This window comes from Methylobacterium segetis (genome assembly GCF_004348265.1).
GTDB classification, from domain to species: Bacteria; Pseudomonadota; Alphaproteobacteria; order Rhizobiales; family Beijerinckiaceae; genus Methylobacterium; species Methylobacterium segetis.
The window spans coordinates 17072-44066 of sequence record NZ_SMNT01000041.1 but is presented as its reverse complement, the minus strand read 5'-3'; the positions used below and the strand labels follow the sequence as shown (position 1 = coordinate 44066).

Here is a 26995-nt window from a genome sequence, read left to right as displayed (position 1 = left end):
CGGCCCCGGCCCTCTCCCCGCACGGCATCGATCTCGACGGCGGTCCGCGCTCGGTGGCGATCATGGAGGACCTGTTCGCGGCGCGAACGGCGGGTCCGCCTGCGGCGAACGTGCCCGGCACGCGGCGCGTGGGCGACCCGGTCTCGGCCGCGCTCGCCCGCCTCCGCGCGGGGCTCGATGCCGCGGCCCGCGAGGGCGCGCGGGTTCCGGTCTGGTGGCGGGACGACGACGCGGTCGCGGCGACGCCCGCCTTCGACCGGCTGCTCGCCCTCTCCGAGCAGGCGGGCCTGCCGGTGCTGATCGCGGCCATTCCGGGCCGGGTCGAGCCCTCGCTCGCGAGACGCGTCGATCGCGCGCCGGGGGCCTGCCTCGCCGTCCACGGCCTCGTCCACGCCGATCACGCGCCGCCGAGGAGCCGCCCCGCGGAGTTCGGCCCGCACCGGTCCCTGCCCGTCCTGATCGCGGAGGCGGAGGAGGCGCTGCGGCTTGCGCGATCGCGGCTTCCGGCCGACCAGCTGCTGCCGGTCTTCGTGCCGCCCTGGAACCGGCTGGACGGACATCTCGCCGCGGCCCTGCCGGATCTCGGATACGAGGCGCTCTCGGCCGCGCCCGGTGCGGCCGGGGAGGTCCCCGGCCTCCTGCGCCACGACCCGCAGATCGATCCGATCGACTGGCGTGGCACCCGCAGCCTCGTCGACCCGCACCGCCTCGTCGATCGCCTGCTCGCCATCCTGACGGAGGCGCCGGAGACGCCGATCGGGCTCCTCACGCACCACGGCGCCCACGACGCCGCGCTCTGGGATTTCCTCGAACGCCTCCTCGACTTCCTCGCCCGGCATTCGGCCGTGCGCTTCGCCGACCCCCGCCGGCTGTTCCGGGCGGCACTGGCGGCCGCGCGACCCAGGGCCAGGAGCGCCGCCTGCGCGAGGCTGCCGTGAGCCCGCTCCTGTCGATCCGCGACCTGTCGGTCGCCTTCCGGACCGATACCGGGAGGGCCGAGGTCCTCCACGGCCTGTCGCTCGACGTCGGGGCCGGCCGGACGCTCGCGCTCGTCGGCGAGTCGGGCTCCGGCAAGTCGGTGACGGCGCAGGCGGTGCTGCGGATCCTGCCCCCTGCCGCAGAGATCACCACCGGCCGCATCCTGTTCGCGGAGGGGGCCCAACCGACTGACATCGCTGCTCTTATCCCCGATGGAGCGGTGATGAGCGCTCTACGCGGCCAGCGCATCGCGATGATCTTTCAGGAGCCCATGACATCCCTGTCGCCGCTCCACACGATCGGCGACCAGATCGGCGAGGCCCTGCGCGTCCACACCGGGGCGAGCCGCCGGCAGGCGGATGCCGAGACGCGCGAGGCGCTCGCCCGCGTCGGCTTTCCCGACCCGGCCCGCGCCCTCACGACCTACCCGTTCGAATTGTCGGGCGGCCTGCGCCAGCGCGCCATGATCGCCATGGCGCTGATCCTCAAGCCCGCCCTTCTCGTCGCCGACGAGCCGACCACCGCCCTCGACGTGACGACGCAGGCGCAGATCCTCGCCCTCCTGCGCCGCCTGCAGGACGAGACCGGCATGGCGATGCTGCTGATCACCCACGATCTCGGCATCGTCGCGAACATCGCCCACGACGTCGCCGTGCTCTATCGCGGCCGGCTCGTCGAATCGGGACCGCGCGACACCGTCCTGCGCCGGCCCGGCCATCCCTACCTGCGCGCCCTGATGCGGGCGGTGCCGCGCTTCGACATGGCGCCGGGCGAGCGGCTCGCGCCGATCCGCGCGGCGCGGGCCGAGATCCCGCCGATGGACCGGCACGCCGCGCCGGCCGGGGACATCCTGCGGGTCGAGGGCGTCGGCAAGAGCTTCGTGCTGCGGGCCGGCCGCCTGTTCGCGAAGCCCCGTATCGTGCGGGCGGTGTCGGACGTGTCCCTGCGCCTCGCGGGCGGCCGGACCCTGGGGCTCGTGGGCGAATCCGGCTCGGGCAAGACCACCGTCTCGAAGATGGTGATGCGCGCCCTGGCACCCGATTCGGGGCGAGTCCTGTTCGATGCCGGCGCCGGCCTCGCCGACGTGCACGACCTCGAAGGGGCAAGGCTGTTCGCCTATCGCGGCCTCGTCCAGCTCGTGTTCCAGGATCCCTACGCCTCGCTCGATCCGCGCATGAGCGTGCGCCAGATCCTCGGCGAGCCCATGGAGATCCACGGGGTCGAGCCCCGGCTCCGGAGCAGGCGGGCCCGCGACCTCATGGCGATGGTGGGTCTCGATCCGGCCGCGCTCGCGCGCTATCCGCACGCCTTCTCGGGCGGCCAGCGGCAGCGGATCTGCATCGCCCGCGCGCTCGCGCTGAATCCGCGCCTGCTCGTCCTGGACGAGCCGGTCTCGGCCCTCGACGTCTCGGTCCAGGCGCAGATCCTCAACCTTCTCAAAGACCTGCAGGCAGCCCTCGGCCTCTCCTACCTGATCGTGTCCCATAATCTCGCGGTGGTCGACTACATGGCCGACGACATCAGCGTGATGTGCCGAGGCCGGATCGTCGAGGAGGCGCCGCGCGCCGCCCTGTTCCGCAATCCCGCCCATCCCTATACCCGCGCGCTGCTCGCGGCCGTGCCGGATCCCAGCCTCGACCACCCGCTGGATTTCGCCGCCGTGACCGGGGAGGCGTCCGACCCCGACCGATGGCCGGAGCCCTTCCGCCTCGCCCCGGACGAGGCGGGAACGATGCGGGCGATCGAGCCGGGCCACCGCATTCGCGTCGGCGCCGCGCACGCACGGGAGGCGGCCTGATGCGGGCGCGGCCGATCCTCCTCGAACGGCTGCGCCGCCGGATGCTCGTGCCGTTCTTCGACCGCCTCGGCTACGATCTCGTGCCGGCCGATCCCGACTGGATCCACCGGCCGCTCTCGGGCCGGGAGGTCGAGCATCTGCTGGCGAACGCGGCAGCGATCCTCGAGGCGGACCTCGCCGCCGCCGGCATCCCGGTGCGCGGCTCCGTGCGCGCCATGGTCGAGGAGTTCTGGTCTCTCATCCCACACGCACCCGTGAGGCAGCGCCGTGGGGGCAGCGGCTTCAACGGCGCCCTGCAGCTCTACGTCGCGATGCGCGCCCTCGCGCCGCGCTTCGTTATCGAGTCCGGCGTGTTCCGCGGCCTGACGACCTGGGTGATCCGGCAGGCCTGCCCCGAGGCGCAGATTCGGTGCCACGACCCGGACCTGTCCGGCCTCCAGTACCGCGACGCGCGCGCGCACTACGCGACCGTCGATTGGGCGCGGGCGGATCTGAGCGCGCTCGATCCCGACGCGACCGTCGCCTTCTTCGACGATCACGTCTCGCAGGCCCGTCGCGTCGTCGAGGCCAGGGCGCGCGGCATCACGCGGCTCCTGTTCGACGACGACGCGGCCGGCCACCGCATCCATGCCCACGGAGGCCCGGCCCACCCGACCATCGCCATGGTCACGGCCCTGCGCGACGATCCCGAGCCGATCCGCTGGCTGCACAACGGCCGCGCCTTCGAGCAGCGTCCCGACGACCCGCTGATGCGCGAGGCCGCCGCCTGCATCGCGCGCGCCCACGCCTTCGACGACCTGCACCGCGCGACCGGATACGCGCCGGCGCGGCTGACCGCCGTGACCCTGCGCCGGCGCGGGGCCGGCCCCGAAGGGGCGAGCCCGTGAGCGTCGATCGGACCGGCCTCCCGCAGGAAGCGCCCGGGCGCGAGCGCGCGGCCGCGGAGGGCGGCCTGTCCCGGCGCAGCCTTGTCACCGGCCTGACGGCGGCCGCCCTTCTGCGCCCGGCCGCGCCGCAGGCCGCCCCGGAGGCGGGTGCGGCCACGCGCCTGCCCGAGACCCCGCTCGTCGTCGATCTCGCCGCCCGGGGGCGCCGGCGCGGCACGGCCGGGGGCAGCATCCGCACGCTGATCGCCAGGGCGCGGGACGTCCGCTATCTCTCCGTCTACGGCTACACCCGCCTCGTCGGCTACGACGCCGATCTCGTCCTGCGGCCGGACGTGCTCGAGCGCTGCGACGAGGAGGGGGGCCGCTTCACCTTCCGCCTCCGCAAAGGGCATTGCTGGTCGGACGGCCACCCGTTCACGACCGAGGATTTCCGCTACTACTGGGAGGATGTCGCCAACGAGCCCGAGCTCAGCCCCGGCGGTCCTCCGGACTTTTTCCTCGTCGACGCCAAGCCGCCGCGCGTCGAGATCCTCGACGACATCACGATCCGCTATCTCTGGGAGCGGCCGAACCCCCGCTTCCTGCCGGCGCTCGCCGCACCGCGCGACCCGCTGATCTACCGCCCGGCCCACTACCTGAGGCCGTATCATCCACGCCATGCGGGCCGCGAGGCCGCGGAGGCCGCCGCGAAGGCGCAGAAGCTGCGCGGCTGGGCGGCGCTCCACAACCGCCTCGACGACAATTACGAACTCACCAACCCCGATTGCCCGACCCTTCAGGCCTGGCGGCCGCGCACGCCGAGCCCGGCCACGCGCTTCGTCTTCGAGCGCAACCCCTCCTATCACCGCGTCGACCGCGACGGCACGCAGCTGCCCTATCTCGACGGCATCCTGATGGATGTGACCGCGTCCGGCCTGCTCACCCCGAAGACGAATGCGGGCGAGGCCGACCTCATGTTCCGCGGCCTGTCGATGTCGGACATTCCGAGCCTGAAGGAGGGCGAGCGGGCGCACGGCTACCGCACGCTTCTCTGGCCGATCGCCCGCGGCTCCGAGATCGCGCTCTACCCGAACCTCACCACCCTCGACGCGGGCTGGCGGGCGCTCAACCGCGACCTGCGGTACCGGCGGGCACTCTCGCTCGCCATCGACCGGCGCACCCTCAACAACACGCTGCTCTTCGGCCTCGGCACCGAGGGCAACGACACGGTCGTCGCCGAGAGCCCGCTCTTCGCGCCCGAATTGCGGACGCTCCACGCGGTCTACGATCCGGAGGAGGCCGTCCGCTTGCTCGACGCGGCGGGTCTCGACCGGCGCGACGCGGCGGGCATCCGCCTGATGGCGGACGGGCGCCCGGTCGAGGTGGTGGTCGAGAGCGACGGCGAGGCGGCCATGATCCTCGACGGTCTCCTCCTCATCACGGAGTTCTGGCGCGAGGTCGGCATCCGGCTCGTGGTCAAGCCGCAGGAGCGCACCAACCTGAGGCGCCGGTCGCTCGCCGGCATGACGGTGATGGTGGCCGCGCAGGGGCTCGACCTCGCGGTCGCGACCGCGATCATGCCGCCGACGGGCCTGAGCCCGGCCCAGCCCGACCATTATGCCTGGCCGCGCTGGAGCCTGAATGTCGAATCGCGCGGCCGGAGCGGCGAGCCCTGCGACGTGGCGGCGGTCCAGCGCCTGATCGCGCTGAATGAAGAGTGGAACGGGACCGACGACGCAGGCCGCCAGGGCGAGATCTGGCGCGAGATGCTGCGCAATCACGCCGAGAACCAGTGGGTGATCGGCACGGTCGCGGGCGCGCTGCAGCCGGTCGTCGCGGCCGACCGTCTCGCCAATCTCCCCGAGCGCGCGCTCTTTTCCTGGGAGCCGACCGCGATGATCGGCGTGCAGCGCCTCGACGAGGTGTTCTGGGATCGCCCCGCCGACCGAAGGGCCGAGGCCAAGTGATCGGCCTCGTCCTGCGCCGCTGCGCCACGATGGCGGTCACGCTCCTCGTGATCTCGGCCCTCGTCTTCCTGGTGATCAAGCTGCCGCCGGGCGACTTCCTGACGAACCGCATCGCCGAATTGCGCGCGAGCGGCGAGGCCGCCTCCGTCGCGAAGGCCGAGCTCTTGATCCGGCAATACGGCCTCGATCGCCCGGTCACCGAGCAATACCTGATGTGGATCGGCCTGTGGCCCGGCCCGGCGGGGTTTTCCGGCCTCATCCAGGGCGATTGGGGCTGGTCCTTCGAGTACGACCGGCCGGTCGCCGAGGTGGTGGGCGACGCGCTCTGGCTGACCCTCGTCGTCAACCTCGCGGCGGTGATCTTCGTCCACGCGGTGGCGATCCCGATCGCGCTCTACTCGGCGACCCATCGGCACTCGGCCGGCGACGCGCTCGTCACCGTGCTGGGCTATGTCGGGCTCGCGGTGCCGGGCTTCCTGCTCGCCTTGATCCTCCTGTTCTACGCCAATCGATGGTTCGGTCTCTCGATCGGCGGCCTCTACGACGCGGAGTTCACCGGCAAGCCCTGGGATTGGCCGAAGGTCCGCTCGCTGCTCGCCCACCTCGTCGTGCCGACCCTGGTGATCGGGCTCGGCGGCACCGCGGCGATGATCCGGCGGATGCGCGCCAACCTCCTCGACGAGCTCGCCAAGCCCTACACGGTCACCGCCCGCGCCAAGGGCCTGCCGCCGCTGCGCGCCCTCCTGAAATACCCGTTCCGGATGTCGCTCAATCCCTTCGTCGCCGACATCGGCAACCTCCTGCCGCATGTGGTCTCGGGCTCGGTGCTCGTCTCCCTCGTCCTCAGCCTGCCGACGGTCGGCCCCCTGCTGCTCGACGCCCTGCGCAGCCAGGATCAGTTCATGGCGGGCTTCATCCTGATGTTCATCGCCGGGCTCACCCTGGTCGGCATGCTGATCTCGGACCTCGTGCTGGTCTGGCTCGACCCGCGCATCCGCCTCGGTGCCCGATGATGGAGAGGGTGGGCGGTCCCGGTCATTTCGTCGACACCGGCCCCTTCGATCCCGATGCGGGCGATCCGGGCCGCGGGGAAGCCGCCTCCGCGTGGAGGCTGTTCCTCCGGCGGTTCCTGCGCCACCGGCTCGCCGTCGCCTCGGCCCTCGTCCTCGCCGCCCTCTACGCGAGCGTGCCGTTCGTCGAGTGGCTCGCACCCTACGGGCAGGCCCGGCGGAACGGGGACTTCATCCACGCGCCGCCGCAGGGTCTGCACCTGTTCCACGACGGACGATTCGTGGGGCCCTTCGTGTATCCCTATCGCGCCGAGCTCGACCTGCAGACCTTCCGGCGCGACTATCGCAGCGATCGCAGCCGCCCGCAGCCGCTGCGCTTCCTGTGCCGCGGCGACGGCTACCCGTTCCTCGGGCTCTTCCCCGCCGACCGCCACCTCGTCTGCCCGCCCGAGGGCGGCACCCTGTTCCTGCTCGGCACCGACCGGCTCGGGCGCGACCTGCTCTCGCGCCTCGTCTACGGCGCCCGGGTGTCGCTGATCATCGGGCTCGTCGGCGTCTCGATCTCCTTCGCGCTCGGGCTGATCCTCGGCGGGATCGCCGGATATTTCGGCGGCGCGGCCGACGCGGCCGTGCAGCGCCTGATCGAGATCGTGCGCTCGCTCCCCGAACTGCCCCTGTGGCTCGCCCTCTCCGCCGCGCTCCCGCCGACCTGGAGCCCGCTCTGGGTGTTCTTCGGGATCACGATCATCCTCGGCCTGCTCGACTGGCCGGGCCTCGCCCGGGCGGTGCGCGCGAAGCTCCTCGCGCTGCGCGAGGAGGATTTCGTGCAGGCGGCCGAACTGATGGGCGCGACGCCCGCCCGCGTGATCGCGCGCCACCTGATCCCGAACTTCATGAGCCACCTGATCGCCTCGGCGACGCTCGCCATCCCCACCATGATCCTCGGTGAGACGGCCCTCTCGTTCCTCGGCCTCGGCCTGCGCCCTCCGGTGACGAGCTGGGGCGTCCTCCTGAACGAGGCCCAGAACCTCGCCGCCGTCCAGCTCTACCCCTGGCTGCTCTGGCCGGTCGTGCCCGTACTCGTGACGGTGCTCGCCTTCAACTTCCTCGGCGACGGGCTGCGCGACGCGGCCGACCCCTACCAGTGAGGCGACGATGTCCGACCTCGTCCACCGCCTGGCAGAGCGCGACGCCGAGATCGGCGTGATCGGCCTCGGCTATGTCGGCCTGCCCCTGGCCCTCGCCGCCGTGCGGGCGGGCTTCCGGGTCACGGGGTTCGACATCAATCCGGATCGCGTCGCCCGGATCAACGCGGGCGAGCCGGTCATCGCCCATCTGGACACGGACGGGTTGCGGGCGGCTCTCGCGACCGGGCGCCTCCGGGCGACGGCGGACATGACCGGGTTGTCGCGCCCCGACGCGATCCTGATCTGCGTGCCTACGCCCCTGACGCGTCAGCGCGAGCCCGATCTCTCCTACGTCGAGGCCACCGCGCGGGACATCGCGGCGACGCTCCGGCCCGGTCAGCTGATCGTTCTCGAATCGACCACGTGGCCCGGCACCACCACGGAGGTTCTCAAGCCGATCCTCGAAGCCACCGGGCTCCGGAGCGGGCGCGACTTCCACCTCGCCTTCTCGCCCGAGCGCGAGGACCCCGGCAACAGCCGTTACGCCCTCGCCGACATGCCCAAGGTCGTCGGCGGCGACGGGAACATCGCGCGCGATCTCGCCTGCCTGCTCTACGACGGCATCGTCGCGCGGACGGTCCCCGTCTCGTCCACCGCCGCAGCGGAGGCCGTGAAGCTCACCGAGAACATCTTCCGCGCCGTCAACATCGCCCTCGTGAACGAGCTGAAGGTCGTCTACGACGCACTCGGCATCGACGTCTGGGAGGTGATCGAGGCCGCGGCCACGAAACCCTTCGGCTTCATGCCGTTCCAGCCGGGGCCTGGCCTCGGCGGCCATTGCATCCCCATCGACCCGTTCTACCTGACTTGGAAGGCGCGGGAGCACGACGTCGTCACGCGGTTCATCGAACTCGCGGGCGAGATCAACCGGCGCATGCCCCACTCCGTCGTCGAGCGCCTGGCGCTCGCTCTCGAACGGCAGCTCGGCCGGCCCCTGCGCGGCGCGCGCATCTTGCTGGTCGGCATGGCCTACAAGCGCAACGTCGACGACGTGCGCGAGAGCCCGGCCCTCAAGCTGATGGACCTGATCGAGGCGCGCGGCGCCGACGTGACCTTTCACGATCCTTTCGTGCCGGTGATCCCGCCGACCCGGGCGTTTCCCCACCTCGCCGGGCGACGCTCGACCGACATCAGCCCGCAGATCCTCGCCAGCGCGACGGCCGTCCTCATCGTGACGGATCACGACGGTGTCGCATACGAAACCATCGTCCGGCACGCACGACTTGTCGTCGACACGAGGAATGCCTGCGCGAGAGCCGGCCTCGCTTCCGAAACCGTCTTCAAGTGCTGATCGGCGTTTCCCGGCCCTCGAAGGGCCGGCTCATGACGGTCCGATCCGATGCCCTGACTGGATGGCCCGGTGCCCGCACGAGGGGAGGGGCGGGGGCGCCCGCAACGAAGGTCGAGCGGATCCACGGGCGCAGCCCTCCTGGATTGCCGCACCGACCGGCCCGGTCCGTTCCGGCCTGCGTCCGCCCTCAGGAAGACCCGGCCCGGGTGCGCTCACGGAACCCGAGGTGCACGATGCCGCCGGAGCCCTCACGGTCTCGAACGCTGCGATGCGGACACGACCCTCGGTGAACGGACTGTCGGCTTCAAGCGCGCCGCGAGTTCACGGTGATCGGCTCGCCAGCAAATAGAGCACGACGAGCCCGAGCAGGACGGAGAGCAGCTTCCAGAAGAGGACGGGATGTCGCTCCAGGAGGGGTGCCCGCCGCACGCCCGGCAGCGACGGGTTCGGGTGGCGCAGGTCGTACACGAAGGCGGAGAGGGCCTCGTAGCGGTGGGACGGGTTCGGATGCACCGCCTTGCGCAGAGCCGCGTCGACGTAGGGCGGCAGGCCCGGGCGCGCGGCGGCGACGGAGACGTAATGCAGGCGCCGAGCCCGGGCCTCGCTGAACGCGCGCGAAGCCTCGGCGCCGTAGGGTAGGCGCCCGGTGAGCATCTGGTAGGCGATGACGCCCACCGAGAAGAGGTCGGCGCTCTGCGTCGCGGGATGGCCGGCGAGGCATTCCGGCGCGGTGTACTGGACCGTTCCGAGCAGCGGCTCGTCCACCGAACCCTCCTCGGCGAGGCCGGCGACCCGGGTCGAGCCGAAATCGATGATCCGCACGGTCCCGGCCCCGTCGATGAGGATGTTCTGCGGGCGCAGGTCCCGATGGACCATCTCCCGCCGGTGCAGGGCGCGCAGGCCGCGGGCAATCTGCTCGACGATCCGCCGCACCTCCTCCAGATCCGGTTCCGGATGATCGCGCATCCACTGCGCGAGGGTCTGGCCCTCGACATACTCCATCACCGTGTAGAGGTGGCTCCGTCGGCGGGTCTGCGGAGGCGCGCTCAGCACGTGCGGGCTGTCGACGCGCCGCGCGATCCACTCCTCCATCACCAAGCGGCGCAAGCCCGCGGGATCGCTGCGCAGCTCGGTCGAGGGTACCTTGAGGGCGACCGTCGCGCCCGTCTCCGGATCGGCCGCGAGATAGACGTGGCTGCGGTGGCTCGCATGCAGCGTGCGCAGTACCCGGTAACCGTCGAAGAGGGTCGGCGGATCGAGGAGCGGGGCCGGCGGCAGCTCATCGGCCCTGCCCGAGAGCTCGATCGGCTCCCCGTCCGGAACGGAATCGACGCGCACGATCTGGACGGTGAGATTGTCGCCACTGCCGTTCTCGTAGGCAAGATTGGCGATCGTCCGGGCGGCCCGGTCAAGATCGTCGCCGTGGCGGGCGATGGCTGCGACGACGGCCTCGGGCCGCAGATGCTCGTGCACGCCATCCGTCGTCAGGACGAAGACGTCGCCCCGCTCGATCCCGACCGGGTGGTGGTCGATCTCCACGTGGGACGACGCGCCGAGCGCCCGGCCGAGATAGGATTCGCCCGGTGAGAGGACGACGCGGTGATCCTCCGTGAGAATTTCGAGCGACCGGCCGATCACGCGCGCGATGCGGGCGTCACCCACGTGGAAGACGTGGGCGGTCCGCGATTTCAGCACGAGCGCACTGAGGGTGGTGACGTAGCCCCGGTCCCGGCTCCCCTCGGGATCGTGCAGGTCGCGGTTGCGCCGCGTCTCGGCGTGGAGCCAGGAATTGGCGGCGGCGATGACGCGGCGCGCCGACAGCTTCACCGGCCAGGTGTCGGGCGTGTCGTAGTAGTCGGTGAGGAAGCTCTTGACCGCCGTCTCGCTGGCGACGTGGCTGACGGCGCTGCTGCCGATCCCGTCCGCGATCGCGACCGCGGCGCCCTTGAGCGCCAGGGTGGGGCGCTCGGGGATCAGGGCGCCGTGGAAATCCTGGTTGGTCGCCTTGCGGCCGCGCTCGCTGTGCTGCCCGAGGGAGAGCGTCAGGTCTGAGGGCATCGCGAGCCTCGGCGGGGCGAGCCCCGGGCCATGCGGCCCGAGGTCCTTCCGGTCAAGCCCGGGATCAGGCCGCGAGGCGGCGCTCGGTGCGGATCGCGGTCCGCTTCGGAGCGGTGCGGACGTGCGTGGTGTAGAGCGTCAGGCCGGTGAAGGCGAGGCCGCCGACGAGGTTGCCCAGCACGGTCGGAATCTCGTTCCAGAAGAAGTAGTCGGCGATCGAGAAATGGCCGCCCATCAGCAGTCCGAAGGGGAACAGGAACATGTTCACCACCGAGTGCTCGAAGGTCATGTAGAAGAACACCATGATCGGCATCCACATGGCGATCACCTTGCCGCTGACGGTGGTGGAGATCATGGCGCCGACGACGCCGGTGGAGACCATCCAGTTGCACAGCATGCCGCGGATGAAGATCGTGAACCAGCCGCCCATCCCGTGCGCTGCGTAGCCGACCGTGCGGCGCTCGCCGATGCCCGCGATGTAGGTGCCGACCTGATCGGGGGGCGAGGTGAAGCCGAAGGTGAAGACGAAGCCCATCATCAGGGCCACGGTCAGGGCGCCGAGGAAGTTGCCGAGGAAGACGAGCCCCCAGTTGCGCAGCACGCCGCTCCAGGTCACGCCCGGCCGGCCGTCGAGCAGGGCGAGCGGCGCCAGCACGAACACGCCCGTGAGCAGGTCGAAGCCGAGCAGGTAGAGCATGCAGAAGCCGACCGGGACCAGGGCGGCACCGAGGATCGGGATGCCGGTCTGCTGCGTGATGGTGACGGCGAAGACCGCGGCGAGGGCCAGGATGGCGCCGGCCATGTAGGCGCGGATCACGGTGTCGCGGGTCGACATCAGGATCTTGGATTCACCGGCATCCACCATCTTGGTGGCGAATTCTGCAGGCGCGAGATAGGCCATGTCGTGTCCTTGTCGGTTGAGAGCTTCTGCAAAGCGTGCCGGCGTCGCCGGGCAGGATCCCGGCATCCGGCCGCGCTCCGTTGCGCGGCTTGCAGCAGGCGTGCTGGGCGGGAAGCCTGCACGACGCCTGTCGGCAGCCCGCAAGGCAAGATCCGGACCCTTTGCGGCCGCGGACTCCTCAGCGCCCTCTGAGCCCGTCCCCGGACACGCGGGTCCGGCCGCTCTGGCCTCGCCCCGACGGGCCGGGTTTACTGGGCGTATCGCGACGCCGGATCGATCGGGCTCGCGCGTCGACGGGTGGAATCCGATGGATGCTCTGCCGGCCTTCGTCGGGCTGTTCGTCACCGCGCTGATCGCCGGCACGTTCCTGCCGTTCCTGCCCGGGTCTTCCGAGATGGCCATGGCCGGCCTCATGGCTGCCCAGGCCGGAAGTCCCGTCGCCCTCGTGGCGACCGCCGTTGCCGGGAACGTCACGGGCGCGACCGTCAACTACCTGATCGGCCGCAATCTCGCCGGCCTCGCGGGGCGCCGCTGGTTTCCCCTGTCCCCGGCCACCCTGGACAAGGCCGCGGCCTGGTTCGAGCGGTACGGGGTCTGGGCATTGGCCCTGTGCTGGCTTCCGACCTTCGGTGATGCCGTCACGACCGTCGCCGGGCTCCTGAGAGCCGATCTCCGCCTCTTCCTGCCCTTGGTCCTGCTCGGCAAGCTGTTCGGTCACGGAGCGGTCGCCCTCGGCCTGACCTGGCTCATCGGCACCTGACCCGCGGGACGCGAGGGCGGCGAGGAGCGGTTCGGCGGCGGCGGCGAGGAGCGGCACGGCATCGGAACCTTCACCCGGACCCTCCGCTTGTCCGGGTGCCGCAGCGCATCGACGGTTGACCGCAGCTTGATGACCTCGCTCGTCCCGCCGTTCGAGGCGCAGAGACCCTGCCGCATCCTCCTCGTGGCCACCATGCGCAACGAGGGACCCTACATCCTCGAATGGCTGGCCTATCACCGCGCCATCGGCTTCACGGACATCGTCGTCTGCACGAACGACTGCGTCGACGGATCGCCCGCCCTGCTCGACCGGCTCCAGGCGCTCGGCCTCGTCACCCATCTGGCGCACGCCGTCGCCCCGGACGACAAGCCGCAACTCGCGGCCTACGCACGGGCGGAGGCGCTGCCCGTCCTCGCCGAGGCGGCCTGGATCATGGTCCTCGACGCCGACGAGTTCCTCAACGTCCACGTCGGGGAGGGGCGCGTCACGGACCTCATCGAGGCCGTTCCGGGGTGCACGGCCGTCCTCGTCAACTGGCGCGTCTTCGGCAGTTCCGGCCACCATGCGTGGTCGCCGGACTTCGTGACGGAGCGCTTCACCCGGGCGGCCCCGCGCGGGCACGGGGTGAACCGGCCCTACAAGACGCTCTTCACCAGGGCCGGGGCGTACGGGTGCAAGCTGCTGCCGCATCAGCCTCGCTTCCCACGTCCCGAGGCCCTCGGCACGCTCCGCTACGTGAACGGGGCCGGCGACGTGCTGCCCGCCTACTTCCACGACGAATCGCGGAACGAATTCCTGCAATCGGAACCGGGCGCGGTCTCCTGGAGGCTGGCTCAGGTCAACCACTACAACACGCGCTCCTGGGACGATTACGTCGTCAAGCATCGCCGGGGCGGAGGCCTGAACATCGACTGGGATCGGGATGCGAACTGGCCGGTCTTCGACCGCAACGAGGAGGAGGATGCGACGATCGCGGGCAGGCTGCCGGCCGCCCGTACCCTCTACGACGCATTCCTGGCGGATGACGGCGTACGGGCCTGCCATGCGCGCTGCTGCCGTCTCTACGGGGCGCATGTCGCCGCATCGACCCCTTCCGCGATCCGGCCCGGGTCGCAGGCCCCCGCCGGCACCTGAGGAGCCCCGACCGTGGCCGAGCCCTTCACCTTCGGCATCCCGCTGATCGCCCGCGAGGCCGCAGCCGACTGGCCCCTCGTGACGGCGCTTCTCGGCCTGACCCTGGCCTCCGCCGCCGCGCAGACGGACCGCTCCTTCCGCATCGTCATCGCCGCCCATGACGAGCCGCCCCTTCCGTGCCTCGCCGACCGGACGACCATCCTTGCCGCCGACTGGGCCGCCGCCGACGTTCGGGCGGACAACCTCGACAGCGGGAGGAAGAAGCACGCGATCGCCCGGCACGTCCTCGCCCAGGGCGGCGGCCTGCTGATGTTCCTCGATGCCGACGATTGGATCGACAGGCACTTGGTCGAGATCGCCCGGGCCACGATCCCGCCCGACGCGCTCGGCGGATACATTGCCGAGGGTTTCGCCGCCGACGTCCGGTCCCTGCGCGCCACCCCACTTCCCGATCCGGAGATCTTCGACGGCGCGTTCCACCGTCTCTGCGGCTCCAGCATCGTGGCTCGGCTCATTCCGGACTCCGCGGATCCGCTGCGGCGCGATCCGCACGCCGCGCTTCACGAACATTACCGCTGGCCGGAAACCGCCCATGAGCGCGGAGCGAAGGTCGTCCGCCTGAGGGCGACCGGCGCCTATGTAATCAATACCTCCGCCAATCACTCGGAGACCCACGGTCCGTACAGCGCCTGGCGGCGCGACATGAGCGCCCGCGTCGGACGGACGGGCTTCCCGTTCGACGAAGCCTTCCTGTCCCGCTTCGGCCTGACGCCGGATCAGGTCGGCGGCCTTCTCCGTCGAGGCAGCGGGGAAGCCTAGCCCCGGGGTCTGGGCCGGGCCTCCGGCCAATCTGCCGAGCCGCTCGCCGGACCTTTCCGCTCGGCACGAATGCTTGGATTTGCAAAGTGAATTATCAAACGTTCTGGAAGTGCGAGGGCACAGTACGTTATATCGTCTTCCTGCCGCGCTGAATTCTCGCGAGGGCACGAGGCCCGTCCGGAGGGGCGGCCCGGCCGCAGCGAGACGACTTCCCGAGGAAGGACGGTGCGATGACGACGCTGCGTGCGATCTTCGCCCACCACGTCGGAACACGTCCGGAGGTGCGGACGGTCTCGGCACAGGATCTCCGGTTCGCCCTGGCCAAAGGCGTCGAGGACTTCCTCGCGATGCCGACGCACGTGCTCTTCGTGATCGCGATCTATCCGGTCGCGGGCCTGATCATCGCCACCGTGACGTTCGAGCAGGATCTGATCCCGCTCCTGTTCCCCCTCGCATCCGGCTTCGCGCTGGTCGGCCCCTTCGCGGCGATCGGCCTCTATGAACTCAGCCGGAGGCGGGCGGAGGGCCTCGATCCGAACTGGGCGCGCGCCTACGCGCCGCTGCGCACCCACGCCTCCGGGCCCATCCTCGCGGTGGGCCTCCTGCTCACGGCGATTTTCTTGGCCTGGCTCGTCGCCGCGATGGGGCTCTACTGGACCCTGTACGGCACCGACAGGCCCGAGACGATCCTCGGTTTCGTGGCGGATGTGCTCACGACGGCGCGCGGGTGGGCGCTGATCGTCGTCGGCAATCTCGTGGGCTTCGCGTTCTCGCTGCTCGCTCTCGCGATCAGCGTGATCTCCCTTCCCATGCTCGTCGATCGCAACGTCGAGGCCCTCGCGGCGATCGAGACCTCCCTGGACGCCGTGCGGACCAGCCCACGCACCTTCCTGATGTGGGGCTTCATCGTGGCGGGGCTCCTCGTCGCGGGAATGCTTCCGCTCTTCGTCGGCCTCGCCGTGGTGCTGCCCATTCTCGGGCACGCGACGTGGCACCTCTACCGGCGGACCATCGCCCCCTGAGGGGAGGGAAGGCATCGGACATGGCGCCCGTCCTCGTACTGATCGCCGTCGGATCGATCGCCTTCCATCTCCTCAGCCCATGGTGGTGGACCCCGATCGCCTCGGATTGGGGCTACATCGACGCGACGCTGATCATCACCTTCTGGATTACGGGCATCGCCTTCACGGCGATCGTCCTGTTCATCGCCTACTGCCTCGTCCGCTTCCGTCACAGGCCGGGCGCGCGGGCGGCCTACGAGCCCGAGAGCCGCCGCCTCGAGGTCTGGCTCACCGTCGTGACGGGGCTCGGCGTGGCGGCCCTCCTCGCGCCGGGCCTCGTCGTCTGGAACCGGTTCGTGAGCGTGCCGCCGGGCGCCTCCGAGGTCGAGGTCGTCGCGCAGCAATGGCGGTGGGCGTTCCGCCTGCCGGGCGCGGACGGGCGCCTCGGCGCCGCGAACATCCGCCATGTCGGCGAGGAGAACCCCCTCGGCCTCGACCCGGAGGACGCGGCCGGGCGCGACGATGTCGTCATCGACGGCGACCTTCATCTGCCCCTCGGCAGGCCCGTGAAGGTCCTGCTGCGCTCCGTCGACGTCATCCATAACTTCTACGTGCCGGAATTCCGGGCGAAGATGGACATCATCCCGGGCACGGTCACGTATTTCTGGCTGACGCCGACCCGGGTCGGCACCTTCGACGCCCTCTGCAACGAGGTTTGCGGCGTCAGCCACTACGCGATGCGCGGCCGCGTCGTCGTCGACGCCGAGCCCGACTACGCGTCGTGGCTCCAGCGCCAGCGGACATTCGCCCAGCTTCCGGCGGGCAGGGGGCAGCGGCGCGTCGCCGCCCAGCAAACCGCCCCGTCGGACCGATGAGGAGGCGCAGCCGATGGCCGACGCTCAGCTGGGAACCGCCGGGCCCCTGCCGGGGGCGGAGAGCGAGGACGTCGAACTCTACCATCCTCACAGCTGGCTGACGAAGTACGTCTTCAGCCAGGACGCCAAGATCATCGCCATCCAATACGCGTCGACCGCCCTCGCGATCGGCCTCGTTGCGCTGGTCCTGTCATGGCTGGTGCGGCTTCAGCTCGGCTTTCCGGGCGCGATCTCGTTCATCGGACCGAAGGAATATTACCAGCTCATCACCATGCACGGGATGATCATGGTGATCTACCTGCTGACGGCCCTCTTCCTCGGCGGGTTCGGCAATTACCTCATCCCGCTCATGCTCGGCGCCCGGGACATGGTGTTCCCCTACGTCAACATGCTGAGCTACTGGATCTATCTGCTGGCCGTGCTCGTCCTCGTGGCGAGCTTCTTCGCGCCGGGCGGCCCGACCGGCGCCGGCTGGACCCTCTACCCGCCGCAGGCGATCCTCTCCGGCACGCCGGGCCAGGAATGGGGCATCGTCCTGATGCTCCTCTCCCTGATCCTGTTCATCATCGGCTTCACGATGGGCGGCGTGAACTACGTCGTGACCGTGCTCCAGGCGCGGGCGCCCGGCATGACCCTGATGCGGATGCCGCTCACGATCTGGGGCATCTTCACCGCCACGATCCTGGCGCTGCTCGCCTTTCCGGCCCTGTTCGTGGGCGCCGTGATGATGCTCCTCGACCGCCTCCTCGGCACGAGCTTCTTCATGCCGGCGATCGTCGAGGCCGGGCAGCGCCTCCGCTACAACGGCGGCAGCCCGATCCTCTTCCAGCACCTATTCTGGTTCTTCGGCCATCCGGAAGTCTACATCGTGGCGCTTCCCGCCTTCGGGATCGTCTCGGACCTGATCAGCACCCACGCGCGCAAGAACATCTTCGGCTACCGGATGATGGTCTGGGCGATCGTCGCGATCGGAGCCCTGAGCTTCGTGGTGTGGGCGCACCACATGTATGTCAGCGGCATGAACCCGTATTTCGGGTTCTTCTTCGCCACCACGACGCTCGTGATCGCCATTCCGACGGCGATCAAGGTCTACAACTGGGTTCTGACGCTCTGGCGCGGGGACATCCACCTCACGCTGCCGATGCTGTTCGCGATCGCCTTCATCGTGACCTTCCTGAACGGCGGCCTGACCGGTCTCTTCCTCGGCAACGTGGTGGTCGACGTGCCCCTCTCCGACACGATGTTCGTCGTCGCGCATTTCCACATGGTCATGGGCGTCGCGCCGATCCTGGTCATCTTCGGGGGCCTCTATCACTGGTACCCGAAGGTCACCGGCCGGATGCTCGACGAGCGGCTGGGGCAATTGCACTTCTGGGCCACGTTCCTCGGCGCCTACGCGATCTTCTTCCCGATGCACTATCTCGGGTTGATGGGCGTGCCGCGCCGCTATTTCGACATCGAGGGCCTGAGCTTCGTCACACCCTCGGTCGCGACGCTCAACGCCTTCATCAGCGTCGTCGCCCTCCTCGTCGGCGCCGCCCAGATCGTGTTCCTGTACAACCTGGTGCGCAGCCTGACGCACGGCGCCCCGGCCGGCCCCAACCCGTGGCGGGCCACCACCCTGGAGTGGCAGACCCCCGAGACGCCGCCCCCGCACGGAAACTGGGGCGCGACCCCGCCCGTGGTCTACCGCTGGGCCTACGATTACAGCGTGCCGGGCGCGGCCGAGGACTTCATCCCCCAGAACCAGCCGGGCCGCGCTCCCGGGCCCGCACCGGCATGAGGACGCGATGACCCTCGTGCTCCTCTATCTCGCCGTTCTCGCCGCACTGTCCGCGCGGTGGCTGTCGCGTCAGCGGCTCGCCTCGAAGCCGTGGCTCGAGACCGGGATGACGCTCGGCGTGCCGGCGGGCCCCCACCCGGTCGCGCCGGCGAGGCTCGGCCTCGCGGTGCTCCTCGCGGCGATCGGCCTGCTCTTCGCCCTTCTCGTCGCCGCCTACACCATGCGCGTCCCGCGGGAGGCCTGGCAGACGCTGCCCGATCCGGGCATCCTGTGGTCGGTGACCGGCCTGCTCGCGCTGGCGAGCGTCGCCCTGCACGGCGCCGTGCGCGCGGCGAGCCGGGGCGAGCGTGACGGCCTCCTCCTCGCGCTCGCGGCCGCAGGCACCGCCACGGCGGGATTTTTCGCGTGGCAGTGGCTCGCCTGGCGCCGGCTCCTCGACCTCGGGGCCGGCCCCGGCTCGGACGCCGCCGCCGCCTTCTTCTACCTGCTCACGGCCCTGCACGGCCTGCACGTCGCGGGCGGGGTCGCCGCCCTCGCGGTGATCGCCGTGCGCGCGCTCAGGGCGGCCGACCCGCGCGACCTGCGCCCGGCGGCGTTCCTCTGCGCCGTCTATCTCGACGCCCTCCTGGCGATCTGGCTCGTCCTGTTCGGTGTCCTGTACCGGACGCCCTGGTCGGGCTGGATCCTCGCCCTGTGCGGCCCCCTGTGAGACCAGCGAGAAGAGCATGACCGGCTTCGCGTTCCGATCCGTCGCTCCCGCCGAGACCCGGCCGAGTCAGTGGCGCCGGCTCTCGCGCGAATGGTCGGCCGACCGGCAGGCCTTCGGCGGCGCATCCTGGCGGAAGGCCATGATGTGGATCTTCCTCCTGAGCGACACCTTCGTGTTCGGCTGCTTCCTGCTGTCGTACATGACGGTGCGGATGTCGACGACCGTGCCCTGGCCGAACCCGAGCGAGGTCTTCGCCCTCGAGATCGGCGGCACGAAGATGCCGCTGATCCTGATCGCGATCATGACCTTCGTGCTGATCTCGAGCAGCGGAACGATGGCGATGGCGGTGGCCTTCGGCTACCGGCGCGACCGCGTCAGGACGGCGCTGCTGATGATCGTCACGGCCCTGCTCGGGGCGACCTTCGTCGGCATGCAGGCCTTCGAGTGGACGAAGCTGATCCACGAGGGCGTGCGCCCCTGGGGCAATCCCTGGGGGGCCGACCAGTTCGGCTCGTCGTTCTTCATGATCACGGGCTTCCACGGCACCCACGTGACGATCGGCGTCATCCTGCTCGCCGTCGTCGCCCGGAAGGTCTGGCGCGGGGACTTCGAGACGGGCCGGCGCGGCTTCTTCACGAGCCAGCGCGGGCGCTACGAGAACGTCGAGATCCTCGGCCTCTACTGGCACTTCGTCGATCTGGTCTGGGTCTTCATCTTCGCCCTGTTCTATCTCTGGTAGGAGACGTCCGATGTCCGCCGGCACGGCAGGGGGCCCGGAGCAGGCCCACCCGATCCGCCTCTATCTCCTCGTATGGGGGTGGCTGTTCGTGCTGAGCGGCTGCTCGTACCTCGTGGATTACTTTCACCTCCAGGGATCCCTGCGGTGGTTCCTGATCCTGCTGTTCATGATCGTGAAGGCCGGCCTGATCGTCGCGGTCTTCATGCACATGGCCTGGGAGCGACTCGCGCTCGTCTACGCGATCCTCGTTCCGCCCGCGGCGCTGCTCGTCTTCGTCGCGATCATGACGTTCGAGGCGAGCTACACCCTCCTCACCCGCTTGGCCTTCGCCGGGCTCGGCTGACCGGAACGGCGTGCTCCCCCGGCCGGGCCGGCCCGTGGGCTCGCAAAGGGAGGGGCCTCGGGGAGGGGCCTCGGCCGAAACCGCTCCCCGCATCATCGGCCGAGCGGCTCTCGAGGCGGCGCGGCGGCGCTCGCACGGAGCCGGGCGCCGCGGCCGAGCGTCGGTCCGACAGGGGGCTTCGATCCGCGCTCGGTCGCTCCCCGCGGCACCGGCGCGCCGGTCCGCGATGCGGCGACAGACCGTCCGGTCGCACAGAGCCACTGCACGGCCTCCGCCAGGGCGCCGGCGATCGGGGCCGGCCGGTAGCCGAGGGCGGTGCGGGCGGTGCGGTCGTCGACGCGCGCGGCGCGCAGGGCGAGGCGGACGCCCTCGCGCGTCGCGGCCGGCGGCGCGCCGGTGACGTGGTCCGCCACCCATTCGGCGAGTCCGGCGACCGGAAGGGCGAGGCTCGCGGGAAGGGTGAGGCGCGGCATCCTGCGGCCCGACACGCGCTCCACCTCGGCGAGCAGATCGCGCAGGGCGACGGTCTCGCCGCTAAGGACGTAGCGCTCGCCGGGCAGCCCGTGCTCGCCCGCGAGGGCGAGGCCGGCCGCCACGTCGCGCACGCCCACGAGGTTGAGGGTGCAATCGAGATAGGCGGGGGTCCGGCCGGCGAGGACGCGGGCGAGCATCGCGGCCGGCGGGGTGAGGTTGCGGTCCTCTGCCCCGATGGGCACGGTCGGGCTCGCGATCACGACGTCGAGCCCGTCGCGAGCCGCCGCGAGCGCGGCCGCCTCGGCCGCGTGCTTGGATCGGGTGTAGGGCCCGGCCATGGCCGAGAGCGGAGGCAGGCGCTCGGCCAGCAGCACGGCCTCGGTCGAGCAGTGGACGACGCGACGCACCCGGGCCGCGGCGGCGGCCCGAAGCACCCTCTCGGTTCCGCGGGCATTCACCTCGGCGAGATCCGCCCGGCGCCTCACCCAGAGGTGCGAGATGCCCGCGACGTGGAAGACCCGATCCACGCCGCGCATCGCGGCCTCAAGGTCGCCGCCATCGAGGATCGAGCCGCGCCGGAACGCGGCACCCTCCGGCCTCCCGTCCGGATCCGCGACGTCGAGGATCCGCACGTCGAAGCCCTGCGAGAGCAAGCACTCAACCAGATGACGGCCGATGAAGCCGCAGCCTCCGGTCACCAGGGCCCGGGCCATCGCACACCCCCTTGCATGTCGCACATCTTCATCTGTTCACCCATACTCGGCCGTGCGAACCCGCATTTGCGAAGACCGGTCTGCCAGTGCGGTACATGACATGGAAGTCTTGTCAAAACGCGCCTAGACTTCCCGTACTCCTTTCGGCGTAGAGGCATGGATGGTCGACGGGACTGTCTCTCGGCGCCGGCTGCGCATCCTCCTGTCGGAAGGCGGCAGCACGTCCGCCCGGGAAGCCATCACGGCCCTGGCGCTCGCGGGCCACGAGGTGTCCTATTGCGATCCCGAGCGGGTCTGCCTCGGGCGGTTCTCGCGGCTCGTCGCCCGCCGCTACCGCTGTCCTCCCCTCGGGTCCGAGCCGGAGAGCTACCGCGTCTTCGTGCGCGACCTCCTCGCGACCGGCCGCTTCGACGTCCTCCTGCCGATCCACGAGCAGGGCTACCTCTTCGCCCGGATCGCCGACGAGGTCAGGCCGCACGCGGCCCTGGCGGTGCCGCCCTTCGAGAGCTACGCGCGCCTCCACTCGAAGCTCGGATTCAGCCGGTTGCTCGATGCGCTCGGCCTCTCGCAGCCGCGCACGACGATCCTGGAGGACGGGCGGGAGGTCCGCCGGCTGGAGGATTACCCCTTCGTGCTGAAGGCCGCGCTGGGCACCGCGAGCCGCGGCACCTGGATCGTCCGCGACGCGCCGGAGCGGGACCGGGCCGCCGCCGAGCTCTCCGCCGCCGGCACCGGCCTGCCCGTGCTCGTCCAGGCCTGGATCGATGCGCCGCTCGAACAGGCGCAGGCGGTGTTCCAGGGGGGGCGCCTCGTCGGCTTCCACGCCGCGCGCCGCCTCATCGAGGGTGGCGGCGGGGGGGCGGCCCTCAAGGAGAGCGTCGCCCGCCCTCAGGTACTCGCCGACATGGCCCGGATCGGAGAGGCCCTGGCGTGGCACGGGGCCCTCTCGCTCGAGTACTTCCTCGATGCGGGCCAGCGCCCTCTCTACATCGACGGCAACCCGCGGCTCGTCGAGCCGATGGGAGCGGCCCTGTCGGGCCTCTGCCTGACCGACCTGCTGATCGGCGTCTCGCTCGGCGAGGCGCCCGCGGGCGTCGCCACGAGCCGGCCCGGGATCCGCACCCGCCTCGCCCTCCAGGCCCTGATCGGCGAAGCTCTGCGCAGCGGATCGCGAGCCGCCCTGCTGCGCACCGGCCGCGACCTCCTCGCCCGGCGGGGCGCCTTCGCGCGGGCCGAGGAGGAGCTGAGCCCGGCCGGCCTCGATCCGCCGAGCGCGATACCCGTCGTCGTGGCGGCCCTATCCCTGCTCGCGCGTCCGAGCCGGGCCGCCGCCTGGACCCGCGGGGGCTGGAGCCGCCATCTCCTCACTCCGGAGGCCGTGCGGACGATCGAGGCCATGCGGTGAGGGCGCCTCGGTCGGTGGGCCAGCCCGGGCCTCGCCGCAGGGCATCCTCCCTTGGCATGCGGCGCGCGCAGACGAGGCTGCGCCGGAACGGGCTAGGATGGGCGGTCCGTGGCGGACCGGAAACTGCGCCGGAGCAGGGTGGCACCCCGCGTTCGAGCAATCCGGTCGATCGGGAGCCGGCGATGACGATAGGGCGACGCGTCCCCCCGCGCAGGCGGGCTTCCGCATGATCTGGCGGGCGCTCATCCTCATCCTGACCGTCCCGGTGGCGATCTGCGCCGCGGCCTGCCTGGCCTGGCTGCTGCTCGCCAGTCCCGTCCTGCTCCTGGCCGGCTATCTCGGCTGGATGCCCCGGACCCTCGCGATCGACTACGCCACCTTGCCCGCCCTGTTCCTGGCCCTCTGCGCGGCGTTGCAGAGCATCGTCCGGCTGATCGTGTCGCGCCTGGACGACGAGTTGCGCACGGGCAACTGGATCACGTTCTGGTGGCGGCTCTGGTGGAGCCGTCTCAGCTGACCGCGGCCGCTCCCATCGCCGCGGCGCCCCGGCCCTTGATCGGACCGGACATCGCCCGGTTCGTGGCGGCAGACCGTAGGGGAGGGGACCCGGGCTCAGCGCCGGAAGCGGCCCCCGCCGTGGAAGCCCCTGCCCGCGACGGCACCGCGGCCGCCATAGACGCCCCGCCGGGCATAGCCACCGCCGCCGCGGTAGACGCGGCCGCCATAGGCCCGGCGTCCGTACACGGCGCCCCCGCGATACACCGCGCCGCCGCGATACACCGCGCCCCCGCGGTAACCGTAGGCCCCGCGCGGACCGTAATAGGCGCCGTAGGCATTGGGCCGGCAGGATCCGTAGGGCCCGCGATGGAATCCGGGACCGCAGCCCTGAGCCGCTTCGGCGGATCGCAGGCCGACCGGGCCGGGCGCCAGGAGGCCGGCGAGCGCGAGGCCGAACGCCAGGATGGTCGCTGCGGCTGATCTGCGTGGCGTCATCTCCTGCACTCCCACTCTGCCCGCGCGCCTCCCGTTCCCGAACGGAAGGCGGGCGACGCAGAGTGACGCCCGTGCGATCCGGCTGCTTGATCCTTCGGGACAAGCGCGGCGAGGCCGCGGGGTCCCCTCATCGATACGCCCAGCGGAAGCCCCGGCGCACCCGATCCCGTGCGATGCGCCCCCCCTGCAGGTGGCGCCGGAACAGCCGGTCCAGGGCGAAGGCCGCCTGGTCGTGCTCGGCCGCGCAGCCCCGCGCCCGCTCCTCCGGCAGGTCGCCGCGCTCCACGAGATAGCGGAAGGCGCGCCGGTCCGAGCCGTAGGCGAGGCACAGGAGATTGTAGAGGCGCTGCTGGACGAGGCCGTGGTCGTCGGCGAGCGCCTCCCTGTCGGCCGTCTCCTCCCGGGCGTAGCTTCCCATCAGGAAGGCGCTGCCGTCGATGATCGGCCGGGCCTGGGAAGCCCTCAGGCGCAGCAGCACCAGCGCGGCGAACTGGTCGGCCGCGTCCTCCTCCCGTCCGAGGACGGGCACGTCGAGCAGGTGGAAGAGGGCGTGCCCGGTCTCGTGCAGGAAGACCTGCGCGATCGGGCCGACGATGGCCTCGTGGCGGGTCACGCCCGTCGGCGACGTCTCCTGCGGCGCCCGGGCGTGCATGTCCTGGATGTACTCGTAGCAGACCGTCACGGAGCGGGTCTCGGGCGCGTACCACGCATTGGCCTCGCTCCCGCATTCGGACAGGCGAAGGGTGAGAGGCCGCGGCAGGCGAACGACGCTGAGGATGTCGCGCAGGCCCTCCAGGACCCGCCGCCCCTTCATGTCGCGGTAGATCTCCTGCATCGCCGCAGCCCGCGGAACGACATAGTCGATGCGGACGCGGCTGGCGGCGGCGGTCGACGGGGCCGCCCCCGCGGGGAGGGCCAGGGCGAGCCCGATCAGAAGCGCCCGGATCATGGTCGGGCCTCCGGTGCCTCATCCGAGATCCGGCGGATCCCTCGGAGCGGCGGAGTTCGTCACTCTCACGCACCGCCCTCCGGTCGCCGGGACAGGTCCGCGGGACGGTTGGCCTTGCGCCAAGCGCTCGGCGTCGTGCCGGACCACCGCCGGAAGGCGTGGGTGAAGGCCGCGGGCTCGGAGAAATCCAGGACCGCCGAGATCTGCGCCAAGCCCATCGTCGTGTCGGTGAGGAGTTGCTTGGCCACCTGGAACTGCACCTCGTTGGCGAGCCGCCGGAAGCTCGTGCCCTCGGCGCGCAGCCGCCGGCTCAGGGTGCGCCGGTGCAGGAACTTCAGGCGCGCCACCCGCTCCGCGCGGCAGCGCCGGCGGGTCACCGCCGTCCGGAGATACTGGCGCAGGTCGTCCGCCAGGGTGTGGGGCTGGGCCGCCTCGAGGCACCGGACCTGATCCTCCACCCGCCGGCGGATGGCAGGGTCCGCCCCTGCGATGGGCAGCGCCAGGACGGGGGCGGGAAAGACCAGGGCGGCCATTTCCTGGTCGAACCGGACCGGCGCGCAGAAGAAGTCCTGGTACGGGCCCGTGTCGGGGGGGACCGAGCGCGGCAGAAGCACCTCCAGCGGGACCCAGTCGGATCCGCACAGGGCGCGCAGGATATTGGTCGTCACCGCCAGCGCCCGCTCCGATTGGAGGGCGGCGCCCTCGGAGACCGGCTCGTGCGGCGCGTAGCTGAGGACCGCCAGCTCCGCCTCGATGCCGAGCCCGACCACGGCGCCTCGGTCCTGCACGCCGATATGTGCCTCGAGCGCCCGCAGGGCATCCCCGACCGTCGCGCAATGGCGCATCAGCAGCCCGACCAGACCGAGCGACCCCAGGTCGGCGTGCTGCCCGACGAGGAGGCCGAGATGGGGGCAGCGCGTCCGTTCGGCCGCCAGGGCGAACAGGCGCCCGAGCGCGACGAAGGGGACGCTCAGGCTGCGGCCGTCGAAGATCCGCGGATCGAGCTCCGCCGCGCGGACGAGGCCCTCGGGATCCGCGTCGCGTTCGATCAGCACCGTGCGGAGGCCCTGCGCCACCCTGACATCCGTGAAGCCGAAGGGACAGGCAGCATCCCGGGCGGCAGCCTCGAATGAACCGGGATGAAGGGGGCACATTTCGGTACGCGGCCCGACAGAAGAGGTCATGGCGCCCTCCGGCATGTGCTTGTCGAATTGGCGTATTTGACCAGTATTATTTAAGCTGAACAAGAGAATGTCTTGATCGTACCGGCTCTATTCGATAAGTATTATTTGATACTATAAAAAATCACCTTCCGGAACAGATCCGCAGCCCTGCCCGCCGGCCGGACACCTCGCCTCGCGCCGAGCGCCTCCGGCAGAGCCGGCCGGGCGGCGATCGGAACCGGCCGGGCGGCAGGGCCTTTCCCGGAGGAGGAGCGTGCGGCGACGCGGCCGGCCCCGGGCCGATCGGGGCCCTCACGCGAACGGGAGAGCGAGAGCATGGAGCAGGATACCCCGGCCGCCGATCGCGTCGCCCGGACGATCGCCGAGAACGTCTACGCGGCCTACACCCGGCAGATTTCGGGCGCGACCCACCCGCAGACCGAGCAGACGATCCTGGCGCGCCTCGTGGAGGCGATCCGCCCGCGGGTGGACGCCGCCGCACCCGGCGAGATCGTCGCGGCGGCCAACGGCGTGCTCGATGCCTGGGAGCGGCAGGATCCGCGGATCCGCGGCCCGCGCGTGAACAGCGTCGACCCGATCGGGGGAGGGGTCGGACTTCGACCGGCCTGAGGTGTTTCGGGCGCGAAGGGAGACCCGCGACTTCCGCGGCCGGGCCGAATCGGCGATAGCCCCCGCATGCGAAAGGCAGTTCTCGGCATCCTCGTCGTCCTATCCCTCCCGGTGCCCGCGACGCGGGCCGACGAGACGACGGCCGGGCACGCCCAGGACCTCGACAGCCTCAGGCACGCATGGCACCGATGCGTGCGCAACGCCTTCTCCGGTCAGCCCGAGAGCCTCGGCAAGCTCGCCGCGGAGAGGGAGGCGCTCGCGGCCTGCAAGGCCGGCGAGGACCGCTACGTCGCCGCGCTCCTCGCCGCCCGCGCGGCCGAGGAGGAGGCGGCCCGGCGCGAGGGCCGGACCCTGGTCTCCCGGGCGCGGGCATGGGCCGCCTCGATCGCCGCCTACGTCATCGATCCGGTCTCGTCCTGGCTCGCGGCCCCGACCCGCTAGATCCTCCC

Annotated in this window: 26 protein-coding genes; 20 read left to right on the top strand and 6 right to left on the bottom strand. The window is 71.2% G+C overall.

The window, feature by feature from the left end; genetic code table 11:
• The 7 genes from E1J50_RS27295 to E1J50_RS12535 all read left to right on the top strand — a co-directional run.
• The coding region (locus E1J50_RS27295; protein WP_483466574.1) for a polysaccharide deacetylase family protein at positions 1-938 on the top strand (938 nt) is incomplete at its 5' end.
• Positions 935-2776, top strand: coding sequence for an ABC transporter ATP-binding protein (locus E1J50_RS12560; RefSeq protein WP_132254089.1), 1842 nt, complete (start codon positions 935-937; stop codon positions 2774-2776). The genes E1J50_RS27295 and E1J50_RS12560, both read left to right, overlap by 4 nt.
• Complete coding sequence (locus E1J50_RS12555; protein WP_132254086.1) at positions 2776-3663, top strand: hypothetical protein; 888 nt, start codon at positions 2776-2778, stop codon at positions 3661-3663. The genes E1J50_RS12560 and E1J50_RS12555 overlap by 1 nt, the downstream gene beginning before the upstream one ends.
• A complete protein-coding gene (locus E1J50_RS12550) occupies positions 3660-5609 on the top strand; it encodes an ABC transporter substrate-binding protein (protein ID WP_207919196.1) in 1950 nt (649 codons plus the stop codon). Before E1J50_RS12555 ends, E1J50_RS12550 begins: the two co-directional genes overlap by 4 nt.
• Entirely contained in the window at positions 5606-6622 is a 1017-nt protein-coding gene (locus tag E1J50_RS12545; RefSeq protein ID WP_132254084.1) for an ABC transporter permease, read from the top strand. Before E1J50_RS12550 ends, E1J50_RS12545 begins: the two co-directional genes overlap by 4 nt.
• Complete coding sequence (locus E1J50_RS12540; RefSeq protein WP_132254081.1) at positions 6619-7767, top strand: ABC transporter permease; 1149 nt, start codon at positions 6619-6621, stop codon at positions 7765-7767. The genes E1J50_RS12545 and E1J50_RS12540 overlap by 4 nt, the downstream gene beginning before the upstream one ends.
• 7 nt (positions 7768-7774) lie before the next feature.
• The gene (locus E1J50_RS12535) at positions 7775-9097 is read left to right on the top strand and encodes a nucleotide sugar dehydrogenase (protein WP_132254078.1); all 1323 of its coding nucleotides are present in this window, start codon (positions 7775-7777) and stop codon (positions 9095-9097) included.
• 321 nt (positions 9098-9418) lie between these two features.
• On the opposite strand, the gene E1J50_RS12530 is transcribed toward E1J50_RS12535, so the two are convergent.
• Together E1J50_RS12530 and E1J50_RS12525 are read right to left on the bottom strand one after the other, a co-directional pair.
• Complete coding sequence (locus E1J50_RS12530) at positions 9419-11155, bottom strand: bifunctional protein-serine/threonine kinase/phosphatase (protein WP_132254076.1); 1737 nt, start codon at positions 11153-11155, stop codon at positions 9419-9421.
• Positions 11156-11219: 64 nt separating this feature from the next.
• A complete protein-coding gene (locus E1J50_RS12525) occupies positions 11220-12056 on the bottom strand; it encodes a formate/nitrite transporter family protein (RefSeq protein ID WP_132254073.1) in 837 nt (278 codons plus the stop codon).
• A 307-nt stretch (positions 12057-12363) separates the two neighbouring features.
• On the opposite strand from E1J50_RS12525, the gene E1J50_RS27290 reads away from it, so the two are divergent.
• From E1J50_RS27290 to E1J50_RS12480, 9 genes are all read left to right on the top strand, one after another.
• Positions 12364-12816: a YqaA family protein gene (locus E1J50_RS27290; RefSeq protein WP_165937851.1), complete on the top strand. Its 453-nt coding sequence runs from the start codon at positions 12364-12366 to the stop codon at positions 12814-12816.
• Between the two features lie 129 nt (positions 12817-12945).
• Entirely contained in the window at positions 12946-13950 is a 1005-nt protein-coding gene (locus tag E1J50_RS12515) for a glycosyltransferase family 2 protein (RefSeq protein WP_132254068.1), read from the top strand.
• A 12-nt stretch (positions 13951-13962) separates the two neighbouring features.
• Entirely contained in the window at positions 13963-14769 is an 807-nt protein-coding gene (locus tag E1J50_RS12510) for a glycosyltransferase family A protein (RefSeq protein WP_132254066.1), read from the top strand.
• Positions 14770-14999: 230 nt separating this feature from the next.
• Complete coding sequence (locus tag E1J50_RS12505; RefSeq protein ID WP_132254063.1) at positions 15000-15791, top strand: DUF2189 domain-containing protein; 792 nt, start codon at positions 15000-15002, stop codon at positions 15789-15791.
• Between the two features lie 20 nt (positions 15792-15811).
• Positions 15812-16645, top strand: coding sequence for a cytochrome c oxidase subunit II (locus E1J50_RS12500; protein ID WP_132254060.1), 834 nt, complete (start codon positions 15812-15814; stop codon positions 16643-16645).
• 13 nt (positions 16646-16658) lie between these two features.
• Complete coding sequence (gene ctaD, locus E1J50_RS12495) at positions 16659-18428, top strand: cytochrome c oxidase subunit I (RefSeq protein WP_132254058.1); 1770 nt, start codon at positions 16659-16661, stop codon at positions 18426-18428.
• A 7-nt stretch (positions 18429-18435) separates the two neighbouring features.
• Positions 18436-19137, top strand: coding sequence for a cytochrome c oxidase subunit 3 (locus tag E1J50_RS12490; RefSeq protein ID WP_132254056.1), 702 nt, complete (start codon positions 18436-18438; stop codon positions 19135-19137).
• Between the two features lie 16 nt (positions 19138-19153).
• The gene (locus E1J50_RS12485; protein ID WP_132254054.1) at positions 19154-19876 is read left to right on the top strand and encodes a heme-copper oxidase subunit III family protein; all 723 of its coding nucleotides are present in this window, start codon (positions 19154-19156) and stop codon (positions 19874-19876) included.
• A gap of 10 nt (positions 19877-19886) precedes the next feature.
• Complete coding sequence (locus E1J50_RS12480; RefSeq protein ID WP_132254052.1) at positions 19887-20219, top strand: cytochrome C oxidase subunit IV family protein; 333 nt, start codon at positions 19887-19889, stop codon at positions 20217-20219.
• Between the two features lie 92 nt (positions 20220-20311).
• On the opposite strand, the gene E1J50_RS12475 is transcribed toward E1J50_RS12480, so the two are convergent.
• Positions 20312-21406, bottom strand: a complete 1095-nt coding sequence (locus E1J50_RS12475) for an NAD-dependent epimerase/dehydratase family protein (protein WP_132254050.1) — start codon at positions 21404-21406, stop codon at positions 20312-20314.
• Positions 21407-21566: 160 nt separating this feature from the next.
• Between E1J50_RS12475 and E1J50_RS12470 the strand changes: the two genes are divergently transcribed.
• Complete coding sequence (locus tag E1J50_RS12470) at positions 21567-22811, top strand: ATP-grasp domain-containing protein (RefSeq protein ID WP_245516555.1); 1245 nt, start codon at positions 21567-21569, stop codon at positions 22809-22811.
• Between the two features lie 226 nt (positions 22812-23037).
• Positions 23038-23328 (top strand): hypothetical protein, encoded by a 291-nt coding sequence (locus tag E1J50_RS12465; RefSeq protein WP_132254048.1) that lies wholly within the window; start codon positions 23038-23040, stop codon positions 23326-23328.
• Between the two features lie 95 nt (positions 23329-23423).
• On the opposite strand, the gene E1J50_RS12460 is transcribed toward E1J50_RS12465, so the two are convergent.
• The 3 genes from E1J50_RS12460 to E1J50_RS12450 all read right to left on the bottom strand — a co-directional run bounded on the left by E1J50_RS12460 (position 23424) and on the right by E1J50_RS12450 (position 25829).
• Entirely contained in the window at positions 23424-23804 is a 381-nt protein-coding gene (locus E1J50_RS12460; RefSeq protein WP_132254046.1) for a GCG_CRPN prefix-to-repeats domain-containing protein, read from the bottom strand.
• A 127-nt stretch (positions 23805-23931) separates the two neighbouring features.
• Complete coding sequence (locus E1J50_RS12455) at positions 23932-24753, bottom strand: DUF4344 domain-containing metallopeptidase (RefSeq protein WP_132254044.1); 822 nt, start codon at positions 24751-24753, stop codon at positions 23932-23934.
• 65 nt (positions 24754-24818) lie between these two features.
• On the bottom strand, positions 24819-25829 hold the full coding sequence (locus E1J50_RS12450) for an AraC family transcriptional regulator (protein WP_245516554.1): 1011 nt from the start codon (positions 25827-25829) through the stop codon (positions 24819-24821).
• Between the two features lie 423 nt (positions 25830-26252).
• Between E1J50_RS12450 and E1J50_RS12445 the strand changes: the two genes are divergently transcribed.
• Together E1J50_RS12445 and E1J50_RS12440 are read left to right on the top strand one after the other, a co-directional pair.
• On the top strand, positions 26253-26546 hold the full coding sequence (locus E1J50_RS12445) for a hypothetical protein (RefSeq protein ID WP_132254041.1): 294 nt from the start codon (positions 26253-26255) through the stop codon (positions 26544-26546).
• Positions 26547-26612: 66 nt separating this feature from the next.
• On the top strand, positions 26613-26987 hold the full coding sequence (locus tag E1J50_RS12440) for a hypothetical protein (RefSeq protein ID WP_132254039.1): 375 nt from the start codon (positions 26613-26615) through the stop codon (positions 26985-26987).
• Positions 26988-26995: the final 8 nt, after the last annotated feature.